This is a genomic window from Pseudomonas sp. CBS (assembly GCF_024734645.1).
Classification (GTDB): Bacteria; Pseudomonadota; Gammaproteobacteria; order Pseudomonadales; family Pseudomonadaceae; genus Aquipseudomonas.
In genome coordinates this window covers 1,841,562-1,867,591 of sequence record NZ_CP102929.1, presented here as the reverse complement: position 1 = coordinate 1,867,591, position 26,030 = coordinate 1,841,562, and the positions used below count along the sequence as shown (strand labels likewise).

The 26,030-nt window shown below is 61.5% G+C and carries 18 protein-coding genes; 13 read left to right on the top strand and 5 right to left on the bottom strand.

Annotated features, from left to right (window positions below; translation table 11 throughout):
- Positions 1-11 precede the first annotated feature (11 nt).
- Positions 12-500: a type VI secretion system tube protein Hcp gene (locus NVB75_RS08340; protein WP_258346798.1), complete on the top strand. Its 489-nt coding sequence runs from the start codon at positions 12-14 to the stop codon at positions 498-500.
- 249 nt (positions 501-749) lie between these two features.
- Here NVB75_RS08340 and NVB75_RS08335 read toward each other — a convergent pair whose 3' ends face one another.
- Positions 750-1,955, bottom strand: coding sequence for a DUF1835 domain-containing protein (locus NVB75_RS08335; protein ID WP_258346796.1), 1,206 nt, complete (start codon positions 1,953-1,955; stop codon positions 750-752).
- Positions 1,956-2,147: 192 nt separating this feature from the next.
- Here NVB75_RS08335 and NVB75_RS08330 point away from each other — a divergent pair, with 192 nt between their 5' ends.
- The 5 genes from NVB75_RS08330 to NVB75_RS08310 all read left to right on the top strand — a co-directional run bounded on the left by NVB75_RS08330 (position 2,148) and on the right by NVB75_RS08310 (position 7,786).
- The gene (locus NVB75_RS08330) at positions 2,148-2,612 is read left to right on the top strand and encodes a metallophosphoesterase family protein (protein WP_258346795.1); all 465 of its coding nucleotides are present in this window, start codon (positions 2,148-2,150) and stop codon (positions 2,610-2,612) included.
- A gap of 212 nt (positions 2,613-2,824) precedes the next feature.
- The gene (locus NVB75_RS08325) at positions 2,825-3,502 is read left to right on the top strand and encodes an ATP-binding cassette domain-containing protein (RefSeq protein WP_258346794.1); all 678 of its coding nucleotides are present in this window, start codon (positions 2,825-2,827) and stop codon (positions 3,500-3,502) included.
- Positions 3,499-4,293, top strand: coding sequence for an ABC transporter permease (gene fetB, locus NVB75_RS08320; protein ID WP_258346793.1), 795 nt, complete (start codon positions 3,499-3,501; stop codon positions 4,291-4,293). Before NVB75_RS08325 ends, fetB begins: the two co-directional genes overlap by 4 nt.
- A 190-nt stretch (positions 4,294-4,483) precedes the next feature.
- Positions 4,484-5,608 (top strand): IS481 family transposase, encoded by a 1,125-nt coding sequence (locus tag NVB75_RS08315; protein ID WP_258346772.1) that lies wholly within the window; start codon positions 4,484-4,486, stop codon positions 5,606-5,608.
- 870 nt (positions 5,609-6,478) lie between these two features.
- Entirely contained in the window at positions 6,479-7,786 is a 1,308-nt protein-coding gene (locus NVB75_RS08310; protein WP_258348560.1) for an IS4 family transposase, read from the top strand.
- Between the two features lie 101 nt (positions 7,787-7,887).
- Here NVB75_RS08310 and NVB75_RS08305 read toward each other — a convergent pair whose 3' ends face one another.
- Together NVB75_RS08305 and NVB75_RS08300 are read right to left on the bottom strand one after the other, a co-directional pair.
- Positions 7,888-8,934 carry an L-idonate 5-dehydrogenase gene (locus NVB75_RS08305; RefSeq protein WP_258346792.1) on the bottom strand — a complete coding sequence of 349 codons (1,047 nt, stop codon included), beginning with the start codon at positions 8,932-8,934 and terminating at the stop codon, positions 7,888-7,890.
- Between the two features lie 13 nt (positions 8,935-8,947).
- On the bottom strand, positions 8,948-9,721 hold the full coding sequence (locus NVB75_RS08300) for a glucose 1-dehydrogenase (RefSeq protein WP_258346791.1): 774 nt from the start codon (positions 9,719-9,721) through the stop codon (positions 8,948-8,950).
- A gap of 190 nt (positions 9,722-9,911) precedes the next feature.
- Between NVB75_RS08300 and NVB75_RS08295 the strand changes: the two genes are divergently transcribed.
- From NVB75_RS08295 to NVB75_RS08270, 6 genes are all read left to right on the top strand, one after another.
- Positions 9,912-10,784, top strand: a complete 873-nt coding sequence (locus NVB75_RS08295; protein ID WP_258346790.1) for a LysR family transcriptional regulator — start codon at positions 9,912-9,914, stop codon at positions 10,782-10,784.
- Positions 10,785-10,908: 124 nt separating this feature from the next.
- On the top strand, positions 10,909-11,529 hold the full coding sequence (locus NVB75_RS08290) for a glutathione S-transferase family protein (protein WP_258346789.1): 621 nt from the start codon (positions 10,909-10,911) through the stop codon (positions 11,527-11,529).
- Positions 11,530-11,695: 166 nt separating this feature from the next.
- Positions 11,696-12,616: a LysR family transcriptional regulator gene (locus NVB75_RS08285; RefSeq protein WP_258346788.1), complete on the top strand. Its 921-nt coding sequence runs from the start codon at positions 11,696-11,698 to the stop codon at positions 12,614-12,616.
- The gene (locus NVB75_RS08280) at positions 12,616-13,515 is read left to right on the top strand and encodes a LysR family transcriptional regulator (protein ID WP_258346787.1); all 900 of its coding nucleotides are present in this window, start codon (positions 12,616-12,618) and stop codon (positions 13,513-13,515) included. Before NVB75_RS08285 ends, NVB75_RS08280 begins: the two co-directional genes overlap by 1 nt.
- Positions 13,516-13,517: 2 nt before the next feature.
- Positions 13,518-14,483, top strand: a complete 966-nt coding sequence (locus NVB75_RS08275; RefSeq protein WP_258346786.1) for a pyridoxamine 5'-phosphate oxidase family protein — start codon at positions 13,518-13,520, stop codon at positions 14,481-14,483.
- A 135-nt stretch (positions 14,484-14,618) separates the two neighbouring features.
- Entirely contained in the window at positions 14,619-15,959 is a 1,341-nt protein-coding gene (locus NVB75_RS08270; protein ID WP_258346785.1) for a sorbosone dehydrogenase family protein, read from the top strand.
- Positions 15,960-16,728: 769 nt separating this feature from the next.
- On the opposite strand, the gene NVB75_RS08265 is transcribed toward NVB75_RS08270, so the two are convergent.
- Positions 16,729-18,216: an efflux transporter outer membrane subunit gene (locus NVB75_RS08265; RefSeq protein WP_258346784.1), complete on the bottom strand. Its 1,488-nt coding sequence runs from the start codon at positions 18,214-18,216 to the stop codon at positions 16,729-16,731.
- Entirely contained in the window at positions 18,216-19,010 is a 795-nt protein-coding gene (locus tag NVB75_RS08260) for a helix-turn-helix transcriptional regulator (RefSeq protein WP_258346783.1), read from the bottom strand. Before NVB75_RS08260 ends, NVB75_RS08265 begins: the two co-directional genes overlap by 1 nt.
- Positions 19,011-19,497: 487 nt before the next feature.
- Here NVB75_RS08260 and NVB75_RS08255 point away from each other — a divergent pair, with 487 nt between their 5' ends.
- Positions 19,498-25,779: a non-ribosomal peptide synthetase gene (locus NVB75_RS08255; RefSeq protein WP_258346782.1), complete on the top strand. Its 6,282-nt coding sequence runs from the start codon at positions 19,498-19,500 to the stop codon at positions 25,777-25,779.
- The last annotated feature ends 251 nt before the right edge of the window (positions 25,780-26,030 follow it).

Below are 26,030 nucleotides of genomic sequence, written 5' to 3'. Positions count from 1 at the left end.
AGGGAGTAAGCATGGCCACTGATATGTTTTTGAAACTGGGCGATATCAAGGGCGAGTCGCGGGACCAGAGCCATCGCGACGAGATCGATATCGCCAGCTGGGCATGGGGTTTGTCCCAGGAGGGTTCCATGCATGCCGGCACGGGTGGTGGGGCGGGGAAGGTCAGCATTGCCAACCTGAACCTCAAGAAAGCGCTGGATAAATCCAGCCCCAATCTGATGATGGCATGTGCCAGTGGCAAGCATTATCCGGAGGCGCGTCTGGTGGTGCGCAAGGCGGGCGGCCCAAGCGCAGTGGAGTATTTGATCATCACCTTGAAGGAGGTGCTGGTGTGCGGCTACGACATCCGTACTGAAGATGACAGTGAACGACTTCAGGAAAACATCGCTCTGAATTTTGCCAGCGTGGAAGTCAGCTACCAGGCGCAAAAGGCCGACGGTGCCAAGGAAGGCGGCCCGGTGAAGTTTGGTTGGAACATCCGGCAGAACGTCAAGATTTGAGGGGTGAAGCAGGCATGAACTGCTTTAGGTCAGGACGACCCTCTATTTTCCTCGGACCTTGTGCTATTGGGATGAACACAATCGCGCGCAGTCGTCGACGAGACTCTCCAAAAAACGCCGGGATCCGTGAGCAAGCGTGGGAAGTACCGATTGTTTCAGCCTGACCTTGCGCGCCCTACTGGATATCTTGACCGAGCGCTTTAGTCACGCAACAGGCCAGCTACTGCGCGACATACGTAGCTCTGTATTTTAGCTGCGCCAGAGAGGAACGAGACCCTCGTCAATCACCCAGTGAGGTTGGCCGGGCTGGATACAGACGCCACCGAGCCAGCGTTCCTGGCTGGCATGGTCCGGCCAGTAAGCCTTGCCGTTCAGAACCTGACGACCCAACGCAGTCAACGCCAACAAACCTTGAGGCCACGGCAGTTGAGTCTCGGACTCGATCAACAGTGGATTATCGCCATCAATCAGTGGCCGCATCAGCGCATGGAACATCATGTCCCCCAGGTACGGCAGCGGTTCGCGCTTGCCCATCAACTCGGCAAACACCCTGCCAAACGGCACAGGCCCGGCCTCATCCACGTAGTGCAGGGAAAGGCGCTCGGTCAGTGACAAACCGTCCCGCACACCCGGTAACTCCTGCAACTGTCGGCGCAATGCCGGGGCCAAAAAGGGCAGGGCTGTGTGGTTGTCCCGGGCCAGTTCCGCCAGCTTGATCGGCGAACTGTCGCAGTACGCCAGCCAGGCCTGCCGCGCCAGCTTCAGCATGTCCTCATCGACCCGCCGACGCTGTGGCCACAGCCACGCCAATACTTCAGGCGCCAGTTGGCCAATGCCGATAAAGCGTTGCACGCCGGGGATACGGTCGACCTCGATCAGCTCGAGCTTTTCAGGCAAACGCTCAAGCCCCGCCAGCGCCCGAATCAGGAACAATTGGTCGTAAGCATCCGCCTCACACCACAACACGCTATGACCGGCGTTGCCCAGTTGTTCCAGATGCTTGTATTCGTCTGCATGCCGGCGGGTCACTTCGGCCTCGTCCATTGCAAACACCTGGCTGATATAGCGGCTGCGAACGACCTGGTATTGCTCGGCTGGCAGGTCCTGGACCGGGCCCATGCACAGCGGATCAATCAGCATCCGAAAGTGCCCCTTGAACCCCGCCACGCCCAGGCTGTGGGCAATGTCACTGCCGCAGCGCCAGTGGGTGGTGCGGGCTTCATCGCTGGCTTCGAAACCCGGGTGGCGGGCGGCAAAATCCACTGCATCGACGTGCGCTTTAAGCTTGGGCCAGCTGGGGAACCCGAGTTCCTTGGCGATCAGCCATTGAGCCTCGGATAAGGTGGGAGTAACGGCGGCATCGGCGCTTTTCAGGCGGCGCAACAGCTCCTTGGCGCGCTTGCGTTGCTGCTCAAGGTTGATACGGCCGTTAGTGGACGAGAATGCTTGCGACATACGATCTCCTTGCACAAACCTTGTCCGCTTTAAGGTTGGGAGTCGTAGAAATGTGATATTCAGTCAAGGTCTTGGGCGCAGCCCTTTCCGCGGAGGGTGGCGTAGATGGCGCCATGCGGGAAATATAGGCAGTGCAATGATTGATTGCAAGCCGCCCGGCGTTGAGCGCCGGTGTGTGCACAGGAGACGTTCATGAAAGTTGGTGTGATTTCCGATACCCATGGCTTGCTCCGCGCCGAGGCCCTGGCGGCCCTGGAAGGCTGCGAGCAGATTGTTCACGCCGGGGATATTGGCAGCCCGGAAATTCTTGAGCTGCTGGCCTCGATTGCGCCGTTGCATGTGGTGCGCGGCAATAACGACCTGGATGCAGCCTGGGCAGAGCACCTGGCGGACCGCCTGGATTTCGAGCTGAATGGCTGGCGGGCGCTGCTGGTGCATGACATCGCCGATGTGCCGAAGGCGCTGGAGCCGGGCATCCGGCTGGTGATTACCGGACACTCTCACAAGCCTCTGATTGAGTGGCGCGGCGACCGGCTTTTTCTCAACCCCGGCAGTGCAGGGCGGCGGCGCTTCAAATTGCCGGTGACCCTGGCGCTGCTTGAGGTGCAGGAGAAATCCCTCAAGCCGCGGCTGGTGTCGCTTGAGCCCAAGCGCTGAAGCATTTGTGGCCAGGGGGCTTGTTGTGGCGAGGGAGCTTGCTCCCGCTGGGCTGCGAAGCGGCCCCAATAAAGCCACTGTGATACATCTGAAAAAACACCGTTAATTTCTTGGGGCTGCTGCGCAGCCCAGCGGGAGCAAGCTCCCTCGCCACTGGGGACGTGCCCTGTCTTACCATTGCGTCTAAATCAGGAACAGGGATCATCAAGTCCATGAGCGTATTAGTAGAAACCCGGGCGCTCACGCGTATGGACGAGCGCCGTCAGCTTCAACTGCTGCAGCCCACGAACTTCCAACTGCACCCTGCCGATCGCATCTCTATTACCGGCTCATCCGGCTCCGGCAAAAGCGTATTCCTGCGGGCACTTGCCTTGCTCGACGCGCCCAGCTCAGGGGAAATCCTCTGGCACGGCCAACCCATCGCCAACGCGCAAATCCCGCAGTACCGCAGCCGTATCAGCTATCTCTCCCAGCGCCCGGCGCTGATCGAAGGCTCGGTGGAAGACAACCTGCGTTTCCCCTACAGCCTCAAGGCCTTGCACCACCTCAGTTTCGATGCGGAGGCCGTCAAGGCACTGCTGGCCCACGCGGGGAAAGAACCGGGCTTCCTGGCAAAAAACGCCGGGGACTTGTCCGGCGGTGAGTCCCAGGTGGTTTCGCTGATCCGTACCCTGCAACTCAATCCCGATGTGTTGCTGCTGGACGAACCCACCGCCGCTCTCGACCCGGCGTCATCCCGGGAAGTCGAGGCGCTGATCAACGCCTGGGTCGAAGCGGATCACGACCACGCCTATATCTGGGTGTCCCACGACCTTGAGCAGGCACAACGCATGAGCACCACCCGCCTGCATATGGACGCCGGCGTGCTGACGGGGGGCGTGCAGCCATGAATTATCACGACCTCACGGCACTGGACATGGCCATCGCCGCCTCGCTGATCCTGATCAACGGCGCGCTGTCACTGCTGTTGCGTTTGGGCCTGGAACGTCAGCTGTTCTGGGCTGCCGTGCGCACGGTGGTGCAGTTGCTGGCGATTGGTTACCTGTTGGGTTGGGTGTTCGAGTTCGCCTACTGGTACGTGGTGTTGCCGCTGATGTGCCTGATGACCCTGATCGCCGGGCTCTCGGCCGCCGGGCGCGGCAAGCTTACCTATGCGGGCCAGCGGGCCGACAGCATTGTGTCGGTGTGGGGCAGTTCGTGGTTGGTGACGGCTGTCGGCTTGTTCGCGATCATTCGGATTCACCCGTGGTACGAGCCGCAGTATGCGATTCCGATCCTCGGGATGATTCTTGGTAATACCCTCACTGGTGTGTCTCTGGGGATTGAGCGCATGACCCAGGAGCTGACCTCGGGGCGCAACACCATCGAGATGGTCCTGGCTCTGGGTGGTTCACGCTGGGAGGCGGCGCAGGATGCGATTCGCCAGGCGGTCAGGGCGGGCATGATTCCGACGTTGAACCAGATGACGGTGGTGGGGATAGTCAGCCTGCCGGGGATGATGACGGGTCAGGTGCTGGCGGGAGAAAGCCCGGTGGACGCGGTGCGTTATCAGATCGTGATTATGTTTTTGATCGCTGCGGCGTCGGCGCTGGGCACGGTAGGTGCGGTGTTGCTTACCTACCGGCGGTTGTTTTCTCCGGGGCATCGGTTTTTGCGCTATCGGCTTGAGGAGCGGGTGTGACCCTGAGGGGGGTAGGTATTTTTGTTGGCTCTACTGTGTACATATCCGTTGCTGCGGTAACGGCTACTTATGGTTCCGCTCTTACAGCGGCTCACTTTGGAAAAGCCTGTACGGACCGGACACATGGTTGACGGATGTACGGGGACATGGTGGACACTTTTCGGCGAGCCAACTTCGCCGGAAATCCATCATGCCCTGGGACACGAGAGACGCCATGAGCCTGAAAGAAGAGTTCGTTGCCTTAGCCCGGCAACCCGGCAGTAATAAACGAGAGCTGTGTCGACGATTCGGGATCAGCCCCCAAACGGCGTATAAGTGGCTCAAACGCTACGAGGCCCAAGGCCGGTCGGGGCTGCAAGAGATGTCCCGCAAACCTATCACCAGCCCCAAGCTGACCGACCCTGCTCTAGAAACGGCGGTCATAGCGCTCAGGCAAGACCATCCCGCATGGGGTGGGCGCACGATCAGCAGCATTTTGAAAAAGCAGATTGCTCCCAGCACCGTCACCAATGTCCTGCATCGGCACGGGATGATTAAGCCTGCGCAGAAGGAACAATTGGCGAAGCTGAGGTTTGAGCACGATGCGCCTAACGATCTTTGGCAGATGGACTTCAAAGGGCATTTCCCGACGCAACAAGGCCGATGCCACCCCCTGACGTTGCTGGACGATCACTCGCGATTCAATTTGGCTATTCAAGCGTGTGATAACGAGCGTGGGGTTACGGTGAAGGAGAAGATGATCGAGGTATTCCAGCGTTTCGGATTACCGGCTCGCATCAACGTTGATAACGGCCCGCCATGGGGCTCTCCCCGCAACCCTGGAGAAATTACTGAGTTGAGTATCTGGTTGATTCGCTTAGGAATTCGGATCAGTTTCAGCCGCCCTTACCATCCGCAAACCAATGGAAAGATTGAGCGTTTCCATCGATCACTCAAGGCCGAAGTGCTTGATGGGCGCCAGTTTTCCACGATCAAGGAGGCTCAAACAGCGTTTGATCGATGGCGCGAGGTTTATAACCTGCAACGCCCCCATCAAGCATTGGACTACAAGGTGCCGATGGACCGGTATCGGGCCAGCCCCTGGGCTTATCCGCAGCAACTGCCAGAGTTTGAATACGGACCGGACGACCTATTGGCTAAGGTTTATGACAGTCGATTCCGCTTTCAGAAACGTTATTTCAGTATCGCCAAAGGCCTGGCTGGGCAGCACATCGCGATACGCCCAAAGCCTGAAAGTGAGGGGCTATTTGACGTCTACTTCTGCCATCACTTTTTGCGGACCATAGACGTGAATAAGCCTGATTACGGACCATAATGTGTCAACCATGTCCCCGCACATGTGTCCACCATGTGTCCGGTCCGTACAAACAGCGCAAAAGTAAGCAAAACGCTCTTGCCCCACCACTCGGCTCCTCGCCTAGGCTCGGCGTTCCCTCACTCCGGCATTGCTCCGCGGGCCGCCGCGCCGGGCCATCCATGGCCCGGCGCGGCTAAACCGGCGTCCTGCCGGTTTACCCGCTCCGCAATACCTGCGTTCGGCCTCGGGCTTATTGGGGCAGTCAGATCAAAATCAAAAGCAAAAGCACAGCGGCCTCCCGGCCGGCTTGAGTGTTAAAAGCCAGATCAAAAGCCAGAGCGAAAACAAATCTGCTTTTCTGTGGGAGCGGGCTTGCTCGCGAAAAACCTGAGGTCGCCGCGTTCATTCAGAATGCCCGCGTCATCGTTAACGACCTTCGCGAGCAAGCCCGCTCCCACATTTGGACCGTGCCCGCTTTAGCTTTTGATTTGGCTTTTGCTTCACCACACTCAAGCCGGCCGGTAGGCCGCTGTGCTTTTGCTTTTGATCTTGATCTTAGGCGCCCCGTTAAACCACGCTGGCCGAACGCAGGCTTTGGAGCGTGGGTAACCTGGCAGGACGCCAGGTTAGCCGTCCTGGGCCAGGGATGGCCCATGACGGCGGCCCACGGTCCAAAGCCGGAGTGAGGGCACACCGAGCCTAAGCGAGGTGCCGAGTGGTGGGGCAAGAGCGTTTTGCTTACTTTTGCGCTGTTCAAAAGTGAGCCGCTGTAAGAGCCATCCCTTTCAAGGTCTTGGTTTAAAATCCCCTAACCAATCCAGTCAGGACGACGAAACTATGTGGGAAAAGGTTTTAGAACGGTTTGAAAAACAGGCGCCGGCCAGCGTCATGACCAAGTTGATATTAGAGCAGGCAGTAGATGCCGCTTGGGTTGACAAGGTGTTCGATGATCACCGCCAACGGCAGTACTCACGTGAGCTTTTGTTTTCAACCGTTGTGGAGCTGATGTCCCTTGTTTCATTGGGCTTGAGGCCGTCGTTACACGCGGCGGCGCGCAAGATGGAGGGCCTTTCGGTCAGTGTTTCGGCACTCTATGACAAGATCAAGCGAACCGAACCCGAGCTGCTTCGCGCCCTCATTTCGGGCAGTGCCGAGCGTTTGATACCAACCGTCGAAACGCTCGGCCATTCATCGATCCTGCCCGGCTGGCAGTTGCGTATTGTGGATGGCAACCACTTGCCGGCCACTGAAAAACGTCTAGGCGCTCTGCGCAATGAGCGCGGCGCAGCGCGCCCAGGATTTTCAGTAGTTGCCTACGATCCGGACCTGGATTTAGTCGTTGATCTTCAGCCGTGGGAAGATGCCTACGCCAGTGAGCGAGTCAGTGTTTTACCGCTACTGGCCCGCGCATGCGCGGGCCAGTTGTGGATGGCTGACCGGCTCTATTGCACGCTGCCCGTCCTGCAAGCCTGCGAGGACACGGGGGCTTCGTTCATCGTTCGCCAACCCAGCAAGCATCCACGCCTGGTCCAGGAAAGTCAGTGGCAAGACTCAGGGACGGTCGATAGCGGAACCGTTCGCGAACAAATCATCGAAGTTAAGGGTGGCCGCCGCTGGCGACGTGTTGAGTTGAGCCTGCAAACGGCGAATGACTCAGGTGATTTGGTGATGTGGTTCTGGAGCAATTTGCCCGACACCATCGGTGCCCGGCAGATAGCCGATTTATACCGTCATCGCTGGAGTATCGAGGGAATGTTTCAGCGCCTTGAGTCGGTACTGGACAGTGAAATTACAGGCCTTGGCAGCCCGAAAGCCGCGCTATTGGGCTTTGCCTCGGCGGTCCTGGCTTACAACGTTTTGTCGGTTCTCAAGCGTAGCGTTGAGCAGGCGCACCGCGAAACGCAGCCAGAGGGTTGGGAGGTTTCGATTTTCCATTTGGCGGTGCATGTTCGCAGTGATTATCAAGGCTTGCAGATCGCATTGCCTGCGGAAAATTTCCCTCTTGAAAAGACTCCGCAAGGGCTGGCAGAGCGATTGCTGGCCCTGGCAAGGATGATCAAACCTAAGTCCGTAGCAAAAAGCCCTCGTGGCCCCAAAGTAGCCAAGCCCAAGGAGTGGCTGGAAGGTAAGGCGGCACGGGCGCATGTCTCAACAGCTAGGGTGCTTAAGGCGGCTAAGTCGGATAAACGTACTTAAACATGGCCTTAAACGGGCTTTTAAACGCAGACCTTGAAAGGGATGGCTGTAAGAGCGGAACCCTAGGCGGCCGTTACCCAAATAACGGATATACACCCAGTTCAGTCACCCACACCGAAATCCAGCATCACCTTCATCGCCCGGCTCTTGTCCGCCGCCAGTTCAAACGCCTTCACCGCCTCGCTGAACGGCACGGTGTGGGAGATCACCGGACGCACATCAATCACCTGGCGATTCAGCAAATCCACCGCCTGAGCAAACTCCGAGTGGAAGCGGAAGGTACCCCGCAAGTCGATCTCACGGCTCACCAGCATATTCAGCGGCAGCGAAACTTCACCGCCCAAACCGACCGTCACCAGCACGCTGCGCGGGGCCATGCACTCCAAGCCGTTGCGCAGGGCCTGGGCGCTGCCGGAGACTTCGAACATCACGTCGAAGTAGCCTTTTTCGGCGGTATAGCGCTTCAACGCGTCGGCGTCTTCCGCCAGGTTATGGGTACGGCTGGCACCCATTTTCTCGGCGCAGGCCAACGGCCCGGCGGCCAAGTCCACGGCGACGATTTCTCCCGCACCCGCGGCCCGCAGGCTGCCGATCAACAGGTTGCCGATAGGGCCGCAGCCGGTCACCAGCACCCGCTTGCCGAAGATCGCTCCGGCGCGCTGGATCGCATGCAAACCCACAGACAAGGGTTCGGCCATCGCACCTTCGGCAAGGCTGACGTGATCGGCCAACAGATGCGCCTGGTGCGTCTCGATCACCAGGGACTGTTGAAACGCGCCTTGCACATGGGGGAAGGGCATTGCACTGCCGTAAAAGCGCATGTTCAGGCAATGGTTCGGCAGCCCTTGATGGCAATAACGGCAACCCCCGCAAGGCCGCGATGGCGAGACCGACAAACGTTGGCCCACTTTGAACGGCCCGTCCTCACGGCCCACGGCATCAATCACCGCCGACACTTCATGGCCCAGCACCATCGGCTCGCGCAGGCGCACAGTGCCGAAGCCGCCGTGCTGGTAGTAGTGCAGGTCCGAGCCGCAAATTCCGCCCCGGGCAATGCGCACCCGCAACTGGTCGGGGGCGAGCGCCACGGGTTCGGTTTGCGGTTCTACCCGCAGGTCTTTCGAGGCATGGCAGACAATCGCGTGCATGAAATTCTCCGGGTTACAGCGAGGCGGTGATGCCACCGTCCACGTACAGGATATGACCGTTAACGAAACTCGCCGCATCGCTGGCAAGGAACACGGCCGCGCCCGCCAGTTCGGCGACGTCACCCCAGCGCCGGCTCGGCGTGCGTTGCACCAGCCAGTCGCTGAACTCGGGGTTGGCCACCAGGTTGGCGTTCAGTTCGGTCTTGAAATAGCCGGGGCCGATGCCATTGACCGTCAGCCCGTGCGGGCCCCAATCGATGGCCATGCCTTTGGTGAGCATCTTCAGCGCGCCTTTGCTGGCGGCATACGGGGCGATGCCCGGGCGGCCCAGTTCGCTCTGTACCGAGCAGATATTGATGATGCGCCCACGCTTGCGCGGAATCATCGCGCGGGCCACGGCCTGGCCGACAAGGAACGCGCTGTCGAGGTTGGTGCTCATCAATTCGCGCCAGTGGGTTTCGCTGTAATCCTCAAGTGGTCCGCGCCGCTGCATGCCGGCGTTGTTCACGAGGATGTCCAGCGGGCCCAGGCGCTCTTCGATATCTGCCACGGCGGCCATTACCGCTGCGCCGTCGGTGACGTCGAACCCCTGGGTATGGACTTCCAGGCCTTCCGCCGCCAGCAACGCGGCACTGTCGCGCAAGGTGCTGTGATTACGCCCGTTGAGCACCACCCGCGCGCCGGCCTGGGCCAGGCCACGGGCGATGGCCAGACCGATACCGGCGCTGGAGCCGGTGATCAAGGCCAGGCGGCCATCGAGGCGGAAGCTGTCTAAAACGCTTTGCATGGATCAATCTCCGGAGGCTGCGACAGGTGATCAACACTAACAATCCGAGTGCGAGGTGCCGTCCTTATTGTGATAGACCAAACCCTGTCATATCGTGCATGACGGACCTAACTTCACCGCAGCCAGGGTTCAGCGTCCAATTTTCATTTGTGATCCCGTGATCAAAAACTGTAATAACCGGAGCCTCCTGATGGAACTCAAGCACCTGCGCGCCTTTGTCGTGCTCGCCCAGGAACTGCATTTCGGCCGGGCGGCCGCGCAGCTGTCGATCGTGCAACCGGCGCTGAGCATGCAGATCAAGCTGCTCGAAAGCGGCCTGGGTGTGCGGCTGCTCGACCGCAACCGGCACTCGGTGACGCTGACTGAAGCCGGGCGGGTGTTTCTCCCCGAGGCCCAGGCCACCCTGCACCAGGCCACTCGCGCCGCCGATGCCGCCCGTGCTTCAAGTCGTGGGGAAATCGGCCGGGTGCGCCTGGGATTTGTCTCGTCGGTGTTGCCGGAATTGCTGCCGGGGTTGATTCGCGCGGTGCATCAGCGCTATCCGCGAATTGAGCTGGAACTCAAGGACATGCCTGGCCCCGATCAGGCGGCGGCGCTGAAAAACGGTCAGTTGGATTTCGGCCTGATGCGTTTGCCGGCGGCCTATCCCGGCGTGCAGACCCGCGCGGTGCTGCAGGAAAGCTTTGTGGTTGCCTTGCCCATCGATCATCCGTTGGCGGCACAGACAGCCATTCAGCCGGCTGACTTGCTCAAGGTACCGGTGTTTATCCTGGCCCGACGGTATGCCCCGGGGTTCTACGACGAGTTCGTTCAGGCCGTGGGTGTGTCCCTGGAAATCGCCTCTGAACTCGGCGAATTCACCACCATGCTGGCGCTGGTCTCGGCCGGTTTGGGTGTGGGGGTGTTGCCGCAGCAGGCGGCCCGGGCGTTGCCGGCCAATTGTGTATCCAGGCACCTGGAGTTGGGAGCGTTCCGGGCCAGGACCGGCCTGGCCTGGACCGAACTCGACAGCGCAGTGAAAACCACCGTGTTCAACCTGATCGGCGAGTTGTTCGGTGAATGATTGTTTCATCCGGTGAAATGCTGGATTGTAAAAACTGGCTATTCTGCTACCTGCCGTAGCGGCGGAAGATAGCGCCATCGACACGATCACCGGGTCGAGTCCCTGGCACATCGCGGAGCCTGTCATGATCAAACTGTACCGTTACCCCTTGTCTGGCCATTCCCACCGGGTCGAGCTGATGCTGTCGCTGCTGGGCGTGCCCGCCGAGCTGGTGTTGGTGGACCTGAAGCAAGGCGCCCACAAAACCTCCGAGTTCCTGACCACCCTCAACAGCTTCGGCCAGGTGCCGGTGATCGATGACCACGGTGTGGTGCTGGCGGATTCCAACGCGATCCTGGCGTACCTCGCCGGTAAGTACGGCAACACCCAGTGGCTGCCGACCGAGCCTTTGGCGTTGGCCCGAGTGCAGCGTTGGCTCTCGGCAGCGGCGGGGCCGCTGCACACCGGTCCGGCCGCGGCTCGATTGATCACCGTGTTCGGTGCCGCACTGGATGCCGAGGCGACCATCAGCCGCTCCCATGGGTTCCTCAACGTGGTGGAGCAACAGTTGCGGCAGAGCCGTTTTCTCACCGGTGACCTGCCGACGATTGCCGATATCGCGCACTACACCTACATCGCCCATGCGCCGGAAGGGAATGTCTCGCTGGCCGACTATCCGCAGGTTCGCGCCTGGCTGGGCAGTATCGAGGCGCTGCCGGGGTTTGTGGGTATGCAACGCACCGCTGTGGGCCTGGCGAAGGCTTGAAGATTTTGTGGCGAGGGAGCTTGCTCCCGCTGGACCGGGCTGGCGCTCCAGTGCGCGGCGCTCCCAGCATTTTGGGGCCGCTACGCAGCCCAGCGGGAGCAAGCTCCCTCGCCACCACCGCTCCCAAGCCACTGGTTTGGTGGGCTACATTCGATTAAGGGGGCTCATGGACCGTTTCCAGGAAATGCAGATTTTCCTCGCAGTCGCCGAAGAACAGGGCTTTGCCGCGGCGGCCCGGCGCCTGAAAATCTCGCCCCCCAGCGTGACCCGCGCCATTGCCGCGATGGAAGCGCGTATCGGCACGCAGTTGCTCTCGCGCACCACCCGCAGCCTGCACCTGAGCGAGGCTGGCCAGCGTTACCTGGACGATTGCCGGCGCATCCTCGCCGAACTGACCGAGGCCGAAGAGGCAGCGGCCGGCAGCTTCTCGATCCCGTGGGGGCACCTGACGGTCACCGCGCCCGTGTTGTTCGGTGAGTTGTTCGTCGCGCCGATCCTGGGGGAGTACCTGGACCAGTTTGCTCAGGTCAGCATCAACGCCTTGCTGGTGGACCGTGTGGTCAATATGACCGACGAAGGCGTCGACGTGGCCGTGCGCATCGGGCATTTGCAGGAAACCGGCCAGCAGGCGATCAAGGTCGGCGAAGTGCGCCGCGTGGTATGCGCCGCGCCGGCTTACCTTGAGCGGCACGGTCGGCCACAGCACCCCGGGCAACTGCGGGAGGCGAAGATTGTCACCTCGTCCTCCAGCCAGTTGGTCAGCGAATGGCAGTTCATGGAAGGCGGCCAGCCTTTGAACGTGGCCGTTGAGCCACGCTTGGTGGTCACGGCCAACAACGCCGCCATCAACCTGGCGCGCCTGGGCTGGGGCGTCACGCGGGTGCTGTCTTATCAGGTGGCCAGCGATGTGCGTGCAGGCGCACTGGAGATCATCCTGCAAGACTTCGAGCCGCCTGCGTTGCCGATCCATGTGGTGTTCCAGAACAGCGCCCGGGTACCGGCGAAGGTCAACACGTTCGTGGATTTTTTGGTCAGCCGGCTGGGGCAGGATGCTGCGCTTAACCCGTCGATGCCGCGGCCGGCCTGATGGACCGCTATCGCGACATGCAGATTTTCCAGACGCTGTCCCGGCAGCCGAGCCTGGCTGCGGCTGCCCGCTGCCTGGGCATCTCGGGGCCCACTGTGATCCGCGCGATTGACCGGCTGGAGACGCGCTTGCGGGTGCAGTTACTGGAGCGCAACACCCGGGGCATTCGCCTCACCGAAGCCGGGGCGAGGTTTATGGCGGACTGTTCACGCATCCTTGATGGCGTGAGCGCCGCCGAAGCGTCTGCCCAGGGTGCGCATGCGCAGGCCGAGGGGAATCTGCGGGTGTTTTTTCCGTTTCTGTTCAGCCGGTATGTGATGGCGCCGCTGTTGGCCGACTACCTGGAGCGCTATCCCGGAGTGCGGATGTTTGCCCATTACCACGACCATTATCCGAACCTGAATGAAGACGGCCTGGACGTGGCGATCCTGGTGGGAGAACTGCCCGGGTCATCCCTGATTGCGCGGCCTGTGGGCCACGTGCACAACATTGTGTGCGCCAGCCCTGGCTACCTGGAAACCCATGGCGAGCCACTGCAACCCGAAGCGCTCAAGCAGCATCGACTGGTCGCCAGCCAGGCCTATTCGGACGGGGTGCAATGGGATTTTCAGGCCTCCAGCATCAAGGCCCGCGCGCGCCTCGGTTGCACCACGGTGCAGGGCGCAATCAATGCGGCGGTGCAGGGCGCAGGGTTGATCCGGTGCTTGAGTTATCCGGTCCACGAGCACTTGGCGAGCGGCCAATTGCGTCGGGTATTGCAGGCCCATGAACCGCCGCCGCTGCCGGTGCATGTGGTCTACCGCGAAGGGCGCAACGCTTCGATGCGGGTGCGCAGTTTTGTTGATTTTACGGTGGCGGCATTGCGTGAACATCCGGCGTTTCATCCACAGAGGGCTTGATCATGAACCACCAGGACGCGTCCCCCGTCTCGCCATGGCATGCCGGCGAGCGGCAATTGCAGCAAAGTGCCGGCGTGGCTGAGCGCATGGAGGTGATCGGCGCCAAGGTCATACGGGATCACTTGCCGGAGCAGCATCGGGCGTTTTATGCGTTGTTGCTCTATCTGGTGGTGGGCGCCGTGGATGATCAGGGGCTTCCGTGGGCCACGCTGCTGGAGGGCGCGCCGGGGTTTGTGTACTCGCCCGACCCCTACAGCTTGCGTATCGACAGCCTGCCTGCGGTGGCTGATCCCGCCGGGGCGGGGCTGAAGAAAGGTGCGGCGGTGGGGCTGTTGGGCATTGATCTGAATACGCGGCGGCGCAACCGTATGAATGGGGTTGTGGGGACGGCTGGCGCTGATGGTTTTGCGGTGGACGTGGTGCACACTTTTGGCAATTGTCCGAAGTACATCCAGTTGCGTGCGGTGGACCCGGGTGCTCGGGGGCAGCGTTCTGCTGAAAGTGCGGTGCAGCGCGCCAACGCGCTCGATGAGTCTGCCCGGGCGCTGATTCGTAGCGCGGATACGTTCTTCGTCGCCAGTTATGTGGACCTGGAGGGTGATGCGGCCAAGCGTTCGGTGGACGTTTCGCACCGGGGTGGCGACCGTGGGTTTGTGCGGGTGGACGGGGACGTGCTGACGATTCCCGATTTTACCGGCAACTCGTTTTTCAACACCTTGGGCAATTTGCAGCTCAACCCGGTTGCCGGGTTGTTGTTTGTGGATTTTGCTACGGGTGATGTGTTGCAGGTTGCCGGGCGGGCCGAGGTGATCCTTGAAGGGCCTGAGGTGACGGGGTTCCAGGGCGCCGAACGGTTGTGGCGGGTGACCGTGGAGCATTTGGTTCGGCGGGAGGCAGCGCTGGCGCTGCGTTGGCAGTTCGAAGCGTTTTCTCCCTACAGCCTGTCATTGGGGCCATGGAGGGTCTGAGGGGCGCTGTCGAGCACACTCGTGCGACTGAGTTAAAACTCAATTGCGCGGGAGGCGGTGTTTGGTGCCGGGGAATGACGCAATACTCCGTCGGGATTTTGCCTGCCCAATGATGGGCTGTCCCGAGGTTTTCCGATGAATGCACCAAGCCGCCTTGCGCTGCTGATCACCGCCACTGCTGCCCTGAGCGCCTGTGGCGAATCCTCCAAACTGCCGTTTCAGGCCGGGGTGGGGCCGAGCCCGCAACTGCCCGAAGCCACCGAATCGCTGATCCCGACACTCAAGGTATCCAAGGCCGTTGGTTGGCCAGGCGATGCCCAACCGACGGCGCCGGAGGGGTTTGCGGTGACGGCGTTGGCCGAGAACCTTGACCATCCACGTTGGGTGTACACCTTGCCCAATGGCGACGTATTGGTCGCCGAGAGTAACCATCCGCCCATGTCTGAAGGCGCCACGGATGGCGGCACCGGCTTGCTTGCCTGGGCGCGTCGTGCGGCGATGGGGTTTGTGATGGGGCGGGTGGGGGCCGACACGCCGAGCGCAGACCGAATCACGCTGCTGCGGGACGCTGATGGTGATGGGCATGCCGAGGTGAAGAGCGTGTTTCTCAGTGGGCTGACGTCGCCGTTTGGCATGGCGCTGGTGGGTGATGCCTTGTATATCGGCAATGCCGATGCGGTGGTCAAGGTGCCTTATGTTCCGGGCCAGACTCACATCGATGCCACGCCGGTGAAGGTCACCGATCTGCCGGCCGGGATCAATCATCACTGGACCAAGAACGTTCTGGCCAATCCTGAGGGCACCAAGCTTTATGTGACCGTGGGGTCCAACAGCAATGTGGGTGAGAACGGGCTTGCAGCCGAGGACGGGCGTGCGGCGATCTGGGAGTTGGATCTTGCCAGTGGGCAGAAGCGTCTGTTCGCCAGTGGGTTGCGCAATCCCAATGGGCTGGCGTGGAAGCCTGGTTCCTCGCAACTGTGGACGGTGGTGAATGAGCGCGATGAGATCGGCAGTGATCTGGTGCCGGATTACCTGACTTCGGTGCGGGAGGGCGCTTTTTACGGGTGGCCTTGGAGTTATTACGGGGATCATGTTGATACGCGGGTGCAGCCGCTGCGTCCGGACAAGGTTGCCCAAGCTATTGCGCCAGACTACGCGTTGGGGACTCACGTGGCGCCGTTGGGGCTGACCTTTTCGGATGCGCGGGGGATGCCGGCGGGATTCGCCGATGGGGTGTTTGTGGGGGAGCATGGGTCTTGGAACCGTAACCCGCAGGCGGGGTACAAGGTGGTGTTTGTTCCGTTCCGGGATGGCAAGCCTTCGGGTCAGCCTGTTGACTTTTTGACTGGGTTTTTGAACGGCGATGGGGAGGCTCAGGGTAGGCCGGTGGGTGTGACGCTGGACGGGCAGGGGGCGTTGCTGGTGGCGGATGATGTGGGGAACAAGGTGTGGCGCGTGGCGTGGGTGAGGCCTTAGGGGGGTGGCTGATGTTGGGGGTATATCCGTTATTTAGGTAACGGCCGCCTATGGTTCCGCTCTTACAGCGGCTCACTTTTGAAGAGCGCAAAAGTAAGCAAAACGCTCTTGCCCCACCACTCGGCACCTCGCCTAGGCTCGGTGTGCCCTCACTCCGGCTTTGGACCGTGGGCCGCCGTCATGGGCCATCCCTGGCCCAGGACGGCTAACCTGGCGTCCTGCCAGGTTACCCACGCTCCAAAGCCTGCGTTCGGCCAGCGTGGTTTAACGGGGCGCCTAAGATCAAGATCAAAAGCAGATCAACAGCACAGCGGCCTCCCGGCCGGCTTGAGTGTTGAAGAGCAAAATCAAAAGCTAAAGCGGGCACGGTCCAAAAAATGTGGGAGCGGGCTTGCTCGCGAAGGTCGTTAACGATGACGTGGGCATTCTGGATGAACGCGGCGCTCTCAGGTTTTTCGCGAGCAAGCCCGCTCCCACAGAAAAGCAGAGCTGCATCAGCTTCAGATTTGGCTTTCGCTCTGGATTTTGTCTTTGCTTTTAACACTCAAGCCGGCCGGGAGGCCGCTGTGCTTTTGCTTTTGATCTTGATCTGACTGCCCCAATAAGCCCGAGGCCGAACGCAGGTATTGCGGAGCGGGTAAACCGGCAGGACGCCGGTTTAGCCGCGCCGGGCCATGGATGGCCCGTCGCGGCGGCCCGCGGAGCAATGCCGGAGTGAGGGAACACCGAGCCTAGGCGAGGTGCCGACAGGCGGGGCAGAGCCCTTTGCTTACTTTGGGGCTTTTCCAAAGTGAGCCGCTGTAAGAGCGGAACCATAAGCGGCCGTTACGGAAGAAACGGATATGCCCCCAACCCCAACCCCAACCCCCGCGGAACCCAATTCCCACCCCCCACCCAACGCCGTATACAAATTCACCTCCGCCACCAACTGCGCCAACCGATCCACAATCAACGCCTGCTGCGAACTGAACAACGACCGCTGCGCATCCAGAAACACCAGATTACTGTCCACCCCACTGCGATACCGGTGCTGCGCCAGGTCGTAATACTTCTGGTTGGCCCGCACAAAATCCCGCTGCGCCGCCAGTTGCTCGTTATACGTCTGGCGCGCCGCCAACCCGTTCGAGACCTCCTGAAACGCCGTCTGAATCGACTTCTCATACTGCGCAACAAAGATGTTCTTCTGAATCTTCGCGTAATCCAGACTCGCCCTCAGACTCCCCGCATTAAAGATCGGCAGGTTGATCTGCGGCTGAAACGCCCAACTCCCCGAGCCCCCCTGGAACAATCCCGACAAATCCTTGCTGGAGGTCCCCGCATTGGCCGTCAGCGTAACCGAAGGAAAAAACGCCGCCCGCGCCGCGCCAATATTGGCGTTGGCCGCCTGCAACTGATATTCGGCCTGAACAATATCCGGCCGCCGTTGCAGCAGGTCCGAGGGCAACCCGGCCGGCACGCGCGCCACCAGGTCGGCGGACAGCGGCTGTGCCGGCAAAGAATCCGGCACCGGCCCGCCCACCAGCAACGCCAGGCTGTTGAGGTCCTGGGCCACCTGGCGCTGGTAGCGGGCAATGCTTGCTCGCGTGCTCTCGACGCTGGTCTGAGCCTGGATCACATCGATCGACGTCGCCTTGCCCGCCGTTTTGCTGCGCGACGTCAGGCGCAGACTGTGCTCGTCCGAGGCCAGCGTCTGCTGGGCCAGGGCCAGCAGTTCCTGGTCGGCGCGCCAGGTCAGGTAGGCGTTGGCCACGTTGGCCACCAGGCTCAGTTGCGCACTGCGCCGGGCTTCTTCAGTGGCCAGGTATTGCAGCATCGCCTGTTCACTGAGGCTGCGCACGCGGCCGAAAAAATCCAGCTCATAAGCACTCACGCCCAGCGTTGCAGAGTAGGTGGAGGTGATCGCAGACTTGCCGGTACTGGTGGCGCGCCGTGGGACTTTCTGCCGGTTTTCGGCACCTGTGGCAGACACCGCCGGGAACAGGTCCGCGCGCTGGATGCGGTATTGCGCCTGGAACGCTTCGACATTCAGCGCCGCCACCCGCAGGTCACGGTTATTCACCAGTGCCTGGCCAATCAACTGCCGCATCACCGGGTCACGGAACAACTGTTGCCAGTCGGGCCCGGCGGCTGATGGGCCTACCTTGTCCGCGTTGTACACCGGGTATTGTGCCGGCGTTGGCGCCTCGGGCCGCTGATAGTCCGGGATCAGCGAACACCCACCAAGCACACACGCCACGCCGAGCATCAGATTTTTCATCACGCGCCAACCATCCACTTGGCCAGGCCATGGCGGCCACTCACGCCCAGTTTGGCCGCCGCGCGCTTGAGGTAGGTTTCGATGGAGCTGTTTTTCACGCTGAGTTTCTCGGCCATCTGCGGCACGGTTCCGCCGGTCAACAGTCCCAGGCACACCTCTTGCTCCCGCGCCGATAAGGTGATGTCACTGAGTGACAGGCGTTTGTAGAATTCGCGCTGCAATTGCGACTGCTCCAACAGGGTTTTAGAGGGCTCGGGAGCCGCCAGCGGCGCCTGTCGATTGATCTGCGCGTGGCGCTCGATCAAGGGCAGCAAGGTTTCCGAAAGGCTCTTGAGAAACGACAACTCCGCCAGGGAAAAGGCGCGCTGGGTATGGGGCCGATAGAACGAAATCACACAACGTCGATTGGCCTGGCGCGAGACCAGGTTGCACTGATGAGAGGTGCCGCGGATGTGGGTACTGTTGGCCTTGGCATTCATCTGGATCAACAGCGGGTCGTTCATGCCGAGCATTTTTTTCAGCAGCGGATGATCGTCTCGATGATGCAGGGTGCGCGGTGGCGGCAAGTCCTGTTTCAACCCATCGCTGCCGAGTAACGTGATGTCGAGCACGCAGGCCTGGTGCTCGTCGAGGGTCCATTCACTGAGGTCCACCAGGTGAACCGGTATCAACTTGTTGACCAGTTGCAGCATGTTCGCTGCGAAGTATTCAGTGCCTGTGCTTGAAATCAATTCCCCCAACTCGAAATAAAAATGCGGACTTTCCATATTCCGAATACTGCTGGTCAGACTCATAGCCATCTCATCCTTGATGTCGAAAACCGTCAACGGTTGCCCCCGTTCGTCTGCAGGCCTCCCGTTCTCCTTGAACCTGGGTCGGTGCTCGAGGCTTCATTTAGCCACGGGGATTTGTCCTACGTATGCAGCGGAAACGAGGGACACAACGTGCCATAAAAAACGCGCCATTATTTCGTCATTTCTGACGGACAAATAAGGTGGGGCCGTACAGGAAGGGTGTTTTAGAGTTTATTAACTAGTTGATATAGAACGTTTTTATTTGTTTTCTTGAAAAAGCTTGGCTGTCAGGCAGCGGCCAGGGATAGCCAATGTCCTACACCCATTTAATCGATTCAGCACTGAACCATCGGCCAACCCCGGCGCGGTATCCGGCTGTCCGGGTTTCGGGTGACATACGGCCCTCTGGGGCGATGCTTAAATCCCATTGATTTCGCCTCAATGGGGCGTTGTGCGCCTTATCGACACCTCACATGAGAAGGATCTTATGACGTATTTCCCTCTGACCGCCGCCCAGCGGGATATCTGGCTGGACCAACTGCGCCTCGGCGACTCGCCGCTGTACAACATCGGCGGTTATGTCGACCTCACAGGCCCGGTGAATCCCGCATTGATCCAGCGCGCCATTGAGCATCTGGTGGCCAAGCACGACGCGTTGCGTACGGTGTTGCAGGTGGCCGCCGATGGCTTGCCCCGGCAGGCGTTTGCCGAGGCGATGGTGGTATCGGTGCCGCAGCATGACGTCTCGCGGCAGCCGGACCCCGAGGCGGCGGCCGAGGCCTTGCTGCAGGCGCAAATGGCCCGGGCCTATGGGCTGGTCGACGAGCCGTTGTTCCGCTTCTTCCTGGTCAAGCTCGATGAGCAGCATTACCGCCTCGGCACCCAGGCCCATCACCTGATTCTCGATGGCTGGGGTTTCGGCCAGATGCTGCAATCCCTCGCGGGTATCTACAGCGCCCTGGAGCAGGGCCGGCAACCGGATCTGTCGGCGCCGTCCTATGTCGACTTCATCGACAACGATGAACGCTATCGTGAGTCGGCCCGTTACGCCCGGGACCGCAGCTACTGGCTGGACAAATATCAGGCGCTGCCCGAGCCGCTGCTGAGCCCCCGTTACCCTGCCAGGGGCCAGGCACCGAGCAACACCTACGTGGCTCCCTTTCCGGCAAAGCTGCTCAACCGCATGGCCCGCATGGCGAACCACTACGAGGCATCGGCATTCCATGTGTTGTTGGCTGCGATGTACCTCTACTTCAGCCGCACCGGCCAGCGTCAGGAATGGGTGGTGGGGCTGCCGATTCTCAACCGTTCCAATGCGCGCTTTCGTTCGACCCTGGGACTGTTCACTCAGGTCAGTGCCGTGCGCTTGCAGTTTTGCGACGACCTGCCGTTCAGCGCGTTAGTGCGTGGCGTACGCGACCAACTCAAGCAGGATTTTCGGCATCAGCGCTTTCCCCTGAGCGAGATGAATCGCGAGCTGGGTTTGCTGCGCGCCGACCGTGGCCAGCTGTTCGACCTGTCGGTGTCCTATGAACAGGACGACCATGAATTTCGCTACGGCCAGGCATCGGCCCGGGCGATCAAAGTCTCCAATCACCATGAGCCATTGCCGCTTGCGATCCACCTGCGCAGCAATCGCTACCACGACACGGCGTGCCTGCACTGCGTCTATAACGAGGCGTATTTCCAGCAACACGAGGTGCAGGCCCTGGCGGAACGTCTGGTGTATCTGCTGGAACAGGGCCTGGAAAATACGGCGCTGGCCCTGGCTGATTTTTCATTGATCACGCCTGAGGAAACTGCGCAGTTACAACGCTGGAATGCCACCGCCCACGCGTACCCGGCCGCGCAAACCCTGCACGGGCGCATCGAAACCCAGGCCGCGTTCGCCCCGCATGCGGTAGCCGCGGTATACCAGGGCCAGCGACTGACCTACGCCGAGTTGAATCAACGGGCCAATGCCCTGGCGCATCAGCTGTTGGTGCTTGGGGTAAAGCCTGACGACCGGGTGGCCATCGTCGCCCGGCGTGGCCTGGAAACGCTGGTGGGGTTGCTGGGCGTTCTCAAGTCCGGTGGTTGCTATGTGCCGGTGGACCCGGCCCATCCTGCCGAACGCCTGAACTACCTGCTCGATGACAGCGCGCCGGTGGCGGTGCTGACGCAGACGGATTTGCTCGAACGCTTGCCGGTATTGAGCGTGCCGGTGATCAATCTGGACCACGCCACGGCGCAGTTGGCGAGCAACCCACAAGTAGCGATGACACCCGCCAATCTTGCCTATGTGATCTACACCTCGGGCTCCACCGGCCTGCCCAAGGGCGTGATGGTAGAACACCACACCGTGGCCAATCTGGTGGGCTGGCATTGCCAGGCCTTCGACTTGCACGCGGGCAGCCACACCGCCAGCGTTGCCGGTTTCGGGTTTGACGCCATGGCCTGGGAAGTCTGGCCGGCGTTGTGCGTGGGGGCGACCTTGCACTTGCCGCCAGCCCACGAGGGTGCCGAAGACATCGACGCGCTGCTGGACTGGTGGCGCGCTCAACCGCTGGACGTGTGCTTCCTGCCCACGCCGGTGGCCGAGTACGCCTTCAGCCAGAACATCGAACACCCGACCTTGCGCACCTTGCTGATCGGTGGCGACCGCCTGCGCCAGTTCAACAAGGCACGCAGTTTCGCTGTGATCAACAACTACGGTCCCACTGAAGCCACCGTAGTTGCCACCTCTGGCCTGGTTGAGGTCGGGCAGCCGCTGCATATCGGCAAGCCCATCGCTAACGCCACGGTCTACCTGCTGGATGAGCAGCAGCGGCCGGTACCCATCGGCATCGCGGGCGAGTTGTACGTCGGCGGTAAAGGCGTGGCGCGCGGCTATTTGAACCGTCCGGAAATGACCGCCGAGCGTTTCCTTGATGATCCCTTCAATCCGGGCCGCATGTACCGCACCGGCGACCTGGGGCGCTGGCTGCCGGACGGCAATCTCGAATACCTGGGGCGCAACGACGACCAGGTGAAAATCCGTGGCGTGCGTATCGAACTGGGCGAAATCGAATCCGCCCTGGCGGGTTATGAGGGTGTCACTGAAGCGGTGGTCCTGGTGCGTGATGGGCATTTATTGGCCTGGTACACCGAGCATGCGCTGGTAGCGATTGAACAGCTTCGTGCCCATCTCAGGCCACGCTTGCCGGATTACATGGTGCCGCAGGCCTACGTAAAACTCGACGCGTTGCCCCTGACCGCCAACGGCAAGCTCGACCGCAAGGCCTTGCCGGCACCCGGTGCCGATGCGTTTGTCAGCCGCCTCTACGAAGCTCCCCAAGGCGCCACGGAAATTACTCTGGCGCAGATCTGGGCCGAGGTGCTGCATGTCGAGCAGGTGGGGCGGCATGATCACTTCTTTGAGTTGGGTGGCCATTCGTTATTGGCGGTGCAACTGGTACAGCGCATGCGTCAGGCCGGGTTGCAGGCGGATGTTCAGGTGCTGTTCGGTCAACCGACATTGGCCGCGCTGGCGGCAGCGGTCGGCCAGGGCACCGAGCTTGAGGTGCCGGCCAACCGCGTTCCTGCAGATTGCACATTGATTACCCCGGACCTGCTGATACTGGCCGAGCTGGACCCGCCGACGATCGAGCGCATCGTCGCCGCCATCCCCGGCGGCGCCGCCAATGTGCAGGAGATCTATCCGCTGGCGCCGTTGCAGGAAGGCCTGCTCTATCACCACATCACTGACGAGCGCGATCCGTACCAGCAACACGCGATGTTCAGCTTTGCTTGCCGTGAACAGCTGGATGCCTTCGCCCGGGCACTGCAACAGGTGATCGACCGCCATGACATCCTGCGCACCAGCCTGGCGTGGGATGCCATCGAGCAACCGATGCAAGTGGTGTGGCGCAAGGCGCTTCTGGACGTGGAACCGGTGGCCCTTCAGGGGGATTCAATCCTCGAACAGCTGCGTGAACGCCAGCGCCCACTGGACTTGCGCAAGGCGCCGCTGATGGCCCTGGATTACGCCGAAGACCCGCAGAACCGCCGCTGGGTGGGCATGTTGCGTTTCCATCATCTGGTGAACGACGCCACATCGACTCAGGTACTGATGGCGGAAATCCAGGCACATCTGCTCGGCCAGCAACAGCAACTGCCGGAGCCGGTGCCCTATCGCAATGTGGTCGCCCAGACCCGTTCACCGCAGCGTCAGGCCGCACACGAAGCGTTCTTCCGCGAGCGGCTGGCGGATGTCGACGAGCCGACCCTGGCCTTTGGTTTACAGGAGCGCCAGGCGGATCGCCACGCGACCGAGGAGGCCGATGTGCTGCTCTCCGACGCACTCGTTCAGCGGCTGCGGGAGCAGGCGCGCACCCTGGGTGTCAGTGCGGCGAGCCTGTTTCATCTGGCCTGGGCCCAGGTGCTGGGGCGCGTCTCGGGCCGTGACGATGTGGTCTTCGGCACGGTGCTGCTGGGACGTTTGCAAGCAGGTGAGGGCGCCGACCGTGCCCTGGGCATGTTCATCAACACCTTGCCGCTGCGGGTACGCCTGGCCGGGTCGACGGTGCGTGAGGCGATCAAGCAGACGCAGCAGCAACTCAGCGCCTTACTCGCCCATGAGCAAGCCTCGCTGGCGTTGGCCCAGCGTTGCAGCGGCGTCACGCCCTTGTTCAACAGCCTGCTGAATTACCGACATGCCTCGGCCGAGGAACTCCAGGCGCTGCAGCCCGGCATCGAATTGCTCAGCAGCGAAGACATCCTCAGCTACCCGCTGATGCTCACGGTGGACGATCTGCCCAGCGGTTTCCGGCTCAAGGCCAAGGCGCCCCGCAAGGTCGGTGCCCAGCGCCTGCTGGACTACCTCGGCACGGTGCTGACGGGATTGGTGGAGACGCCTGAAGCGCGGTTGTTCGACGTGGAGGTGTTGCCCGCGACCGAACTGCAACAGCAACTGGTGGACTTCAACGCCAGCGAAACCGACTACCCCGTGGACCTGACCGTCCACGCCCTGTTCGAAGCCCATGCCCGTCACACCCCCCATACAGTGGCGGTGCAGGCCGGTGAGCAACAGCTGACTTATCGCCAACTCAACCAGCGCGCCAACCGTCTGGCCTATCACCTGCGCGAGCGCGGGGTGCAGCCGGATTCGCGGGTGGCCCTGTGCGTCGAGCGCGGGTTGGACCTGATGGTGGGCTTGCTGGCCATCCTCAAGGCGGGCGGCGCCTATGTGCCGCTGGACCCGGGCTACCCCCGCGAGCGTCTCGCCTACATGCTGCAAGACAGCGCGCCGGTGGCGTTGCTGGTACACGGCGCGACCCGCGATTTGCCGGGGGAAGTGTCGATACCGGTGATCGACTTCGACCACTGCGCCTGGCAGCACGCGCCCGAAGGTAATCCGCTGGTGCCGGGGTTGAGCGTCGGCAACCTGGCGTACGTGATGTACACCTCCGGCTCCACCGGCACGCCCAAGGGCGTGATGATCGAACACCGCGGCCTGGGCAACTTGATGCACTGGGGTTCGCAACTGTGCCCGAATGCCGAGGGGGGCGCGTTGTTGCAGCGGGCGCCGTTCAGTTTTGACGGTTCGGTGTGGGAGCTGTTCTGGCCGCTGACCAATGGCATGCGCCTGGTCCTGGCGCGGCCCGATGGGCACCGTGAACCGGCGTACCTGGCGCAGGTGATTCGTGAGCAACAGATCAGCGTGATCAAGTTTGTGCCGGCGATGTTGCAGCAGTTTCTGGAGCTGGAGGAGTCCGCTGACTGCACCAGCCTTACCGACGTCCTATGCGGCGGCGGCGAGTTGACCGAGGCCTTGGCTCGTGGGGTTCAGGCACGGTTGCCCGGGGTGCGTTTGCACAACGTGTATGGGCCGACCGAGGCGACGGTGGACAGCAGCGCCTGGACCCTCGAACCGGGTGCGCCGGTGCCTGCGTTGCAGTTGCCGATTGGGCGGGCGATCAGCAATACCCGGTTGTATGTGCTGGACGAGCATGACCGGCCGGTGCCGCTGGGGTGCAGTGGGCAGTTGCACATCGGCGGGGTGGGGGTGGCTCGCGGGTATCTGGGGTTGGCGCAGATGACGGCGGAGCGGTTTATCGATAGCCCGTTTGTGGTGGGGGATCGGTTGTATCGCACTGGGGACCTGGTGCGGTATTTGCCGGATGGGAATCTGGAGTTTCTGGGGCGTAACGACTTCCAGGTGAAGCTGCGCGGGGTGCGGCTGGAGCTGGGGGAGGTTGAGGCGCGGTTGGGTGCGCATCCTGCGTTGCGGGAGGTGGCGGTGTTGATTCGGGATGAGCGGTTGGTGGCGTATTTCACCGTGCGTGATGCGGTGCCGGGGCTTGAGGCGTTGCGCAGTTACATGGTGGAGGGGTTGCCTGAGTACATGGTGCCTTCGGCGTTTGTGCACATGGAGGCGTGGCCGCTTAATCCGGCGGGGAAGCTGGACCGCAAGGGGTTGCCGGAGCCTGGGGTGGAGGCGGTTTTGAGTCGTGCCTATGAACCGCCTCGGGGGGAGGTGGAGACGGTGATTGCGGGGGTTTGGGCGGAGGTGTTGAAGCTGGATCGGGTGGGGCGCCAGGATCACTTTTTTGAGTTGGGAGGGCATTCGTTGTTGGCCGTGGGGGTGGTGGCGCGGATGCGTAAGGCGGGGTTGGAGGTGGATGCGCGCTCGTTGTTCAGTCAGCCGACGGTGGTGGGGTTGGCGGGGGTGGTTGGGAGGCGGGTGGAGCGGGTGGAGGTGGTGCCTGCTTTGGGGATTCCGCAGTTGGGGCGTAGACGTAGGATTTGAGTGGTGGTGTGGTGTGTATATCCGTTATTTAGGTAACGGCCACCTATGGTTCCGCTCTTACAGCGGCTCACTTTGGAAAAGCCCCAAAGTAAGCAAAGGGCTCTGCCCCGCCTGTCGGCGCCTCGCTGGGGCTCGGCGTTCCCTCACTCCGGCATTGCTCCGCGGGCCGCCGCGACGGGCCATCCATGGCCCGGCGCGGCTAAACCGGCGTCCTGCCGGTTTACCCGCTCCGCAATACCTGCGTTCGGCCT

Coding starts and splice junctions, on each gene's coding strand:
- NVB75_RS08270 (WP_258346785.1), top strand. CDS start 14,619: ATGAATGCACCAAGCCGCCTTGCGCTGCTGATCACCGCCACTGCTGCC.
- NVB75_RS08290 (WP_258346789.1), top strand. CDS start 10,909: ATGATCAAACTGTACCGTTACCCCTTGTCTGGCCATTCCCACCGGGTC.
- NVB75_RS08300 (WP_258346791.1), bottom strand. CDS start 9,721: ATGCAAAGCGTTTTAGACAGCTTCCGCCTCGATGGCCGCCTGGCCTTG.
- NVB75_RS08325 (WP_258346794.1), top strand. CDS start 2,825: ATGAGCGTATTAGTAGAAACCCGGGCGCTCACGCGTATGGACGAGCGC.
- NVB75_RS08305 (WP_258346792.1), bottom strand. CDS start 8,934: ATGCACGCGATTGTCTGCCATGCCTCGAAAGACCTGCGGGTAGAACCG.
- NVB75_RS08340 (WP_258346798.1), top strand. CDS start 12: ATGGCCACTGATATGTTTTTGAAACTGGGCGATATCAAGGGCGAGTCG.
- NVB75_RS08280 (WP_258346787.1), top strand. CDS start 12,616: ATGGACCGCTATCGCGACATGCAGATTTTCCAGACGCTGTCCCGGCAG.
- NVB75_RS08310 (WP_258348560.1), top strand. CDS start 6,479: ATGACCAAGTTGATATTAGAGCAGGCAGTAGATGCCGCTTGGGTTGAC.
- NVB75_RS08315 (WP_258346772.1), top strand. CDS start 4,484: ATGCCCTGGGACACGAGAGACGCCATGAGCCTGAAAGAAGAGTTCGTT.
- NVB75_RS08255 (WP_258346782.1), top strand. CDS start 19,498: ATGACGTATTTCCCTCTGACCGCCGCCCAGCGGGATATCTGGCTGGAC.
- NVB75_RS08265 (WP_258346784.1), bottom strand. CDS start 18,216: ATGAAAAATCTGATGCTCGGCGTGGCGTGTGTGCTTGGTGGGTGTTCG.
- NVB75_RS08260 (WP_258346783.1), bottom strand. CDS start 19,010: ATGAGTCTGACCAGCAGTATTCGGAATATGGAAAGTCCGCATTTTTAT.
- NVB75_RS08335 (WP_258346796.1), bottom strand. CDS start 1,955: ATGTCGCAAGCATTCTCGTCCACTAACGGCCGTATCAACCTTGAGCAG.
- NVB75_RS08275 (WP_258346786.1), top strand. CDS start 13,518: ATGAACCACCAGGACGCGTCCCCCGTCTCGCCATGGCATGCCGGCGAG.
- fetB (WP_258346793.1), top strand. CDS start 3,499: ATGAATTATCACGACCTCACGGCACTGGACATGGCCATCGCCGCCTCG.
- NVB75_RS08285 (WP_258346788.1), top strand. CDS start 11,696: ATGGACCGTTTCCAGGAAATGCAGATTTTCCTCGCAGTCGCCGAAGAA.
- NVB75_RS08295 (WP_258346790.1), top strand. CDS start 9,912: ATGGAACTCAAGCACCTGCGCGCCTTTGTCGTGCTCGCCCAGGAACTG.
- NVB75_RS08330 (WP_258346795.1), top strand. CDS start 2,148: ATGAAAGTTGGTGTGATTTCCGATACCCATGGCTTGCTCCGCGCCGAG.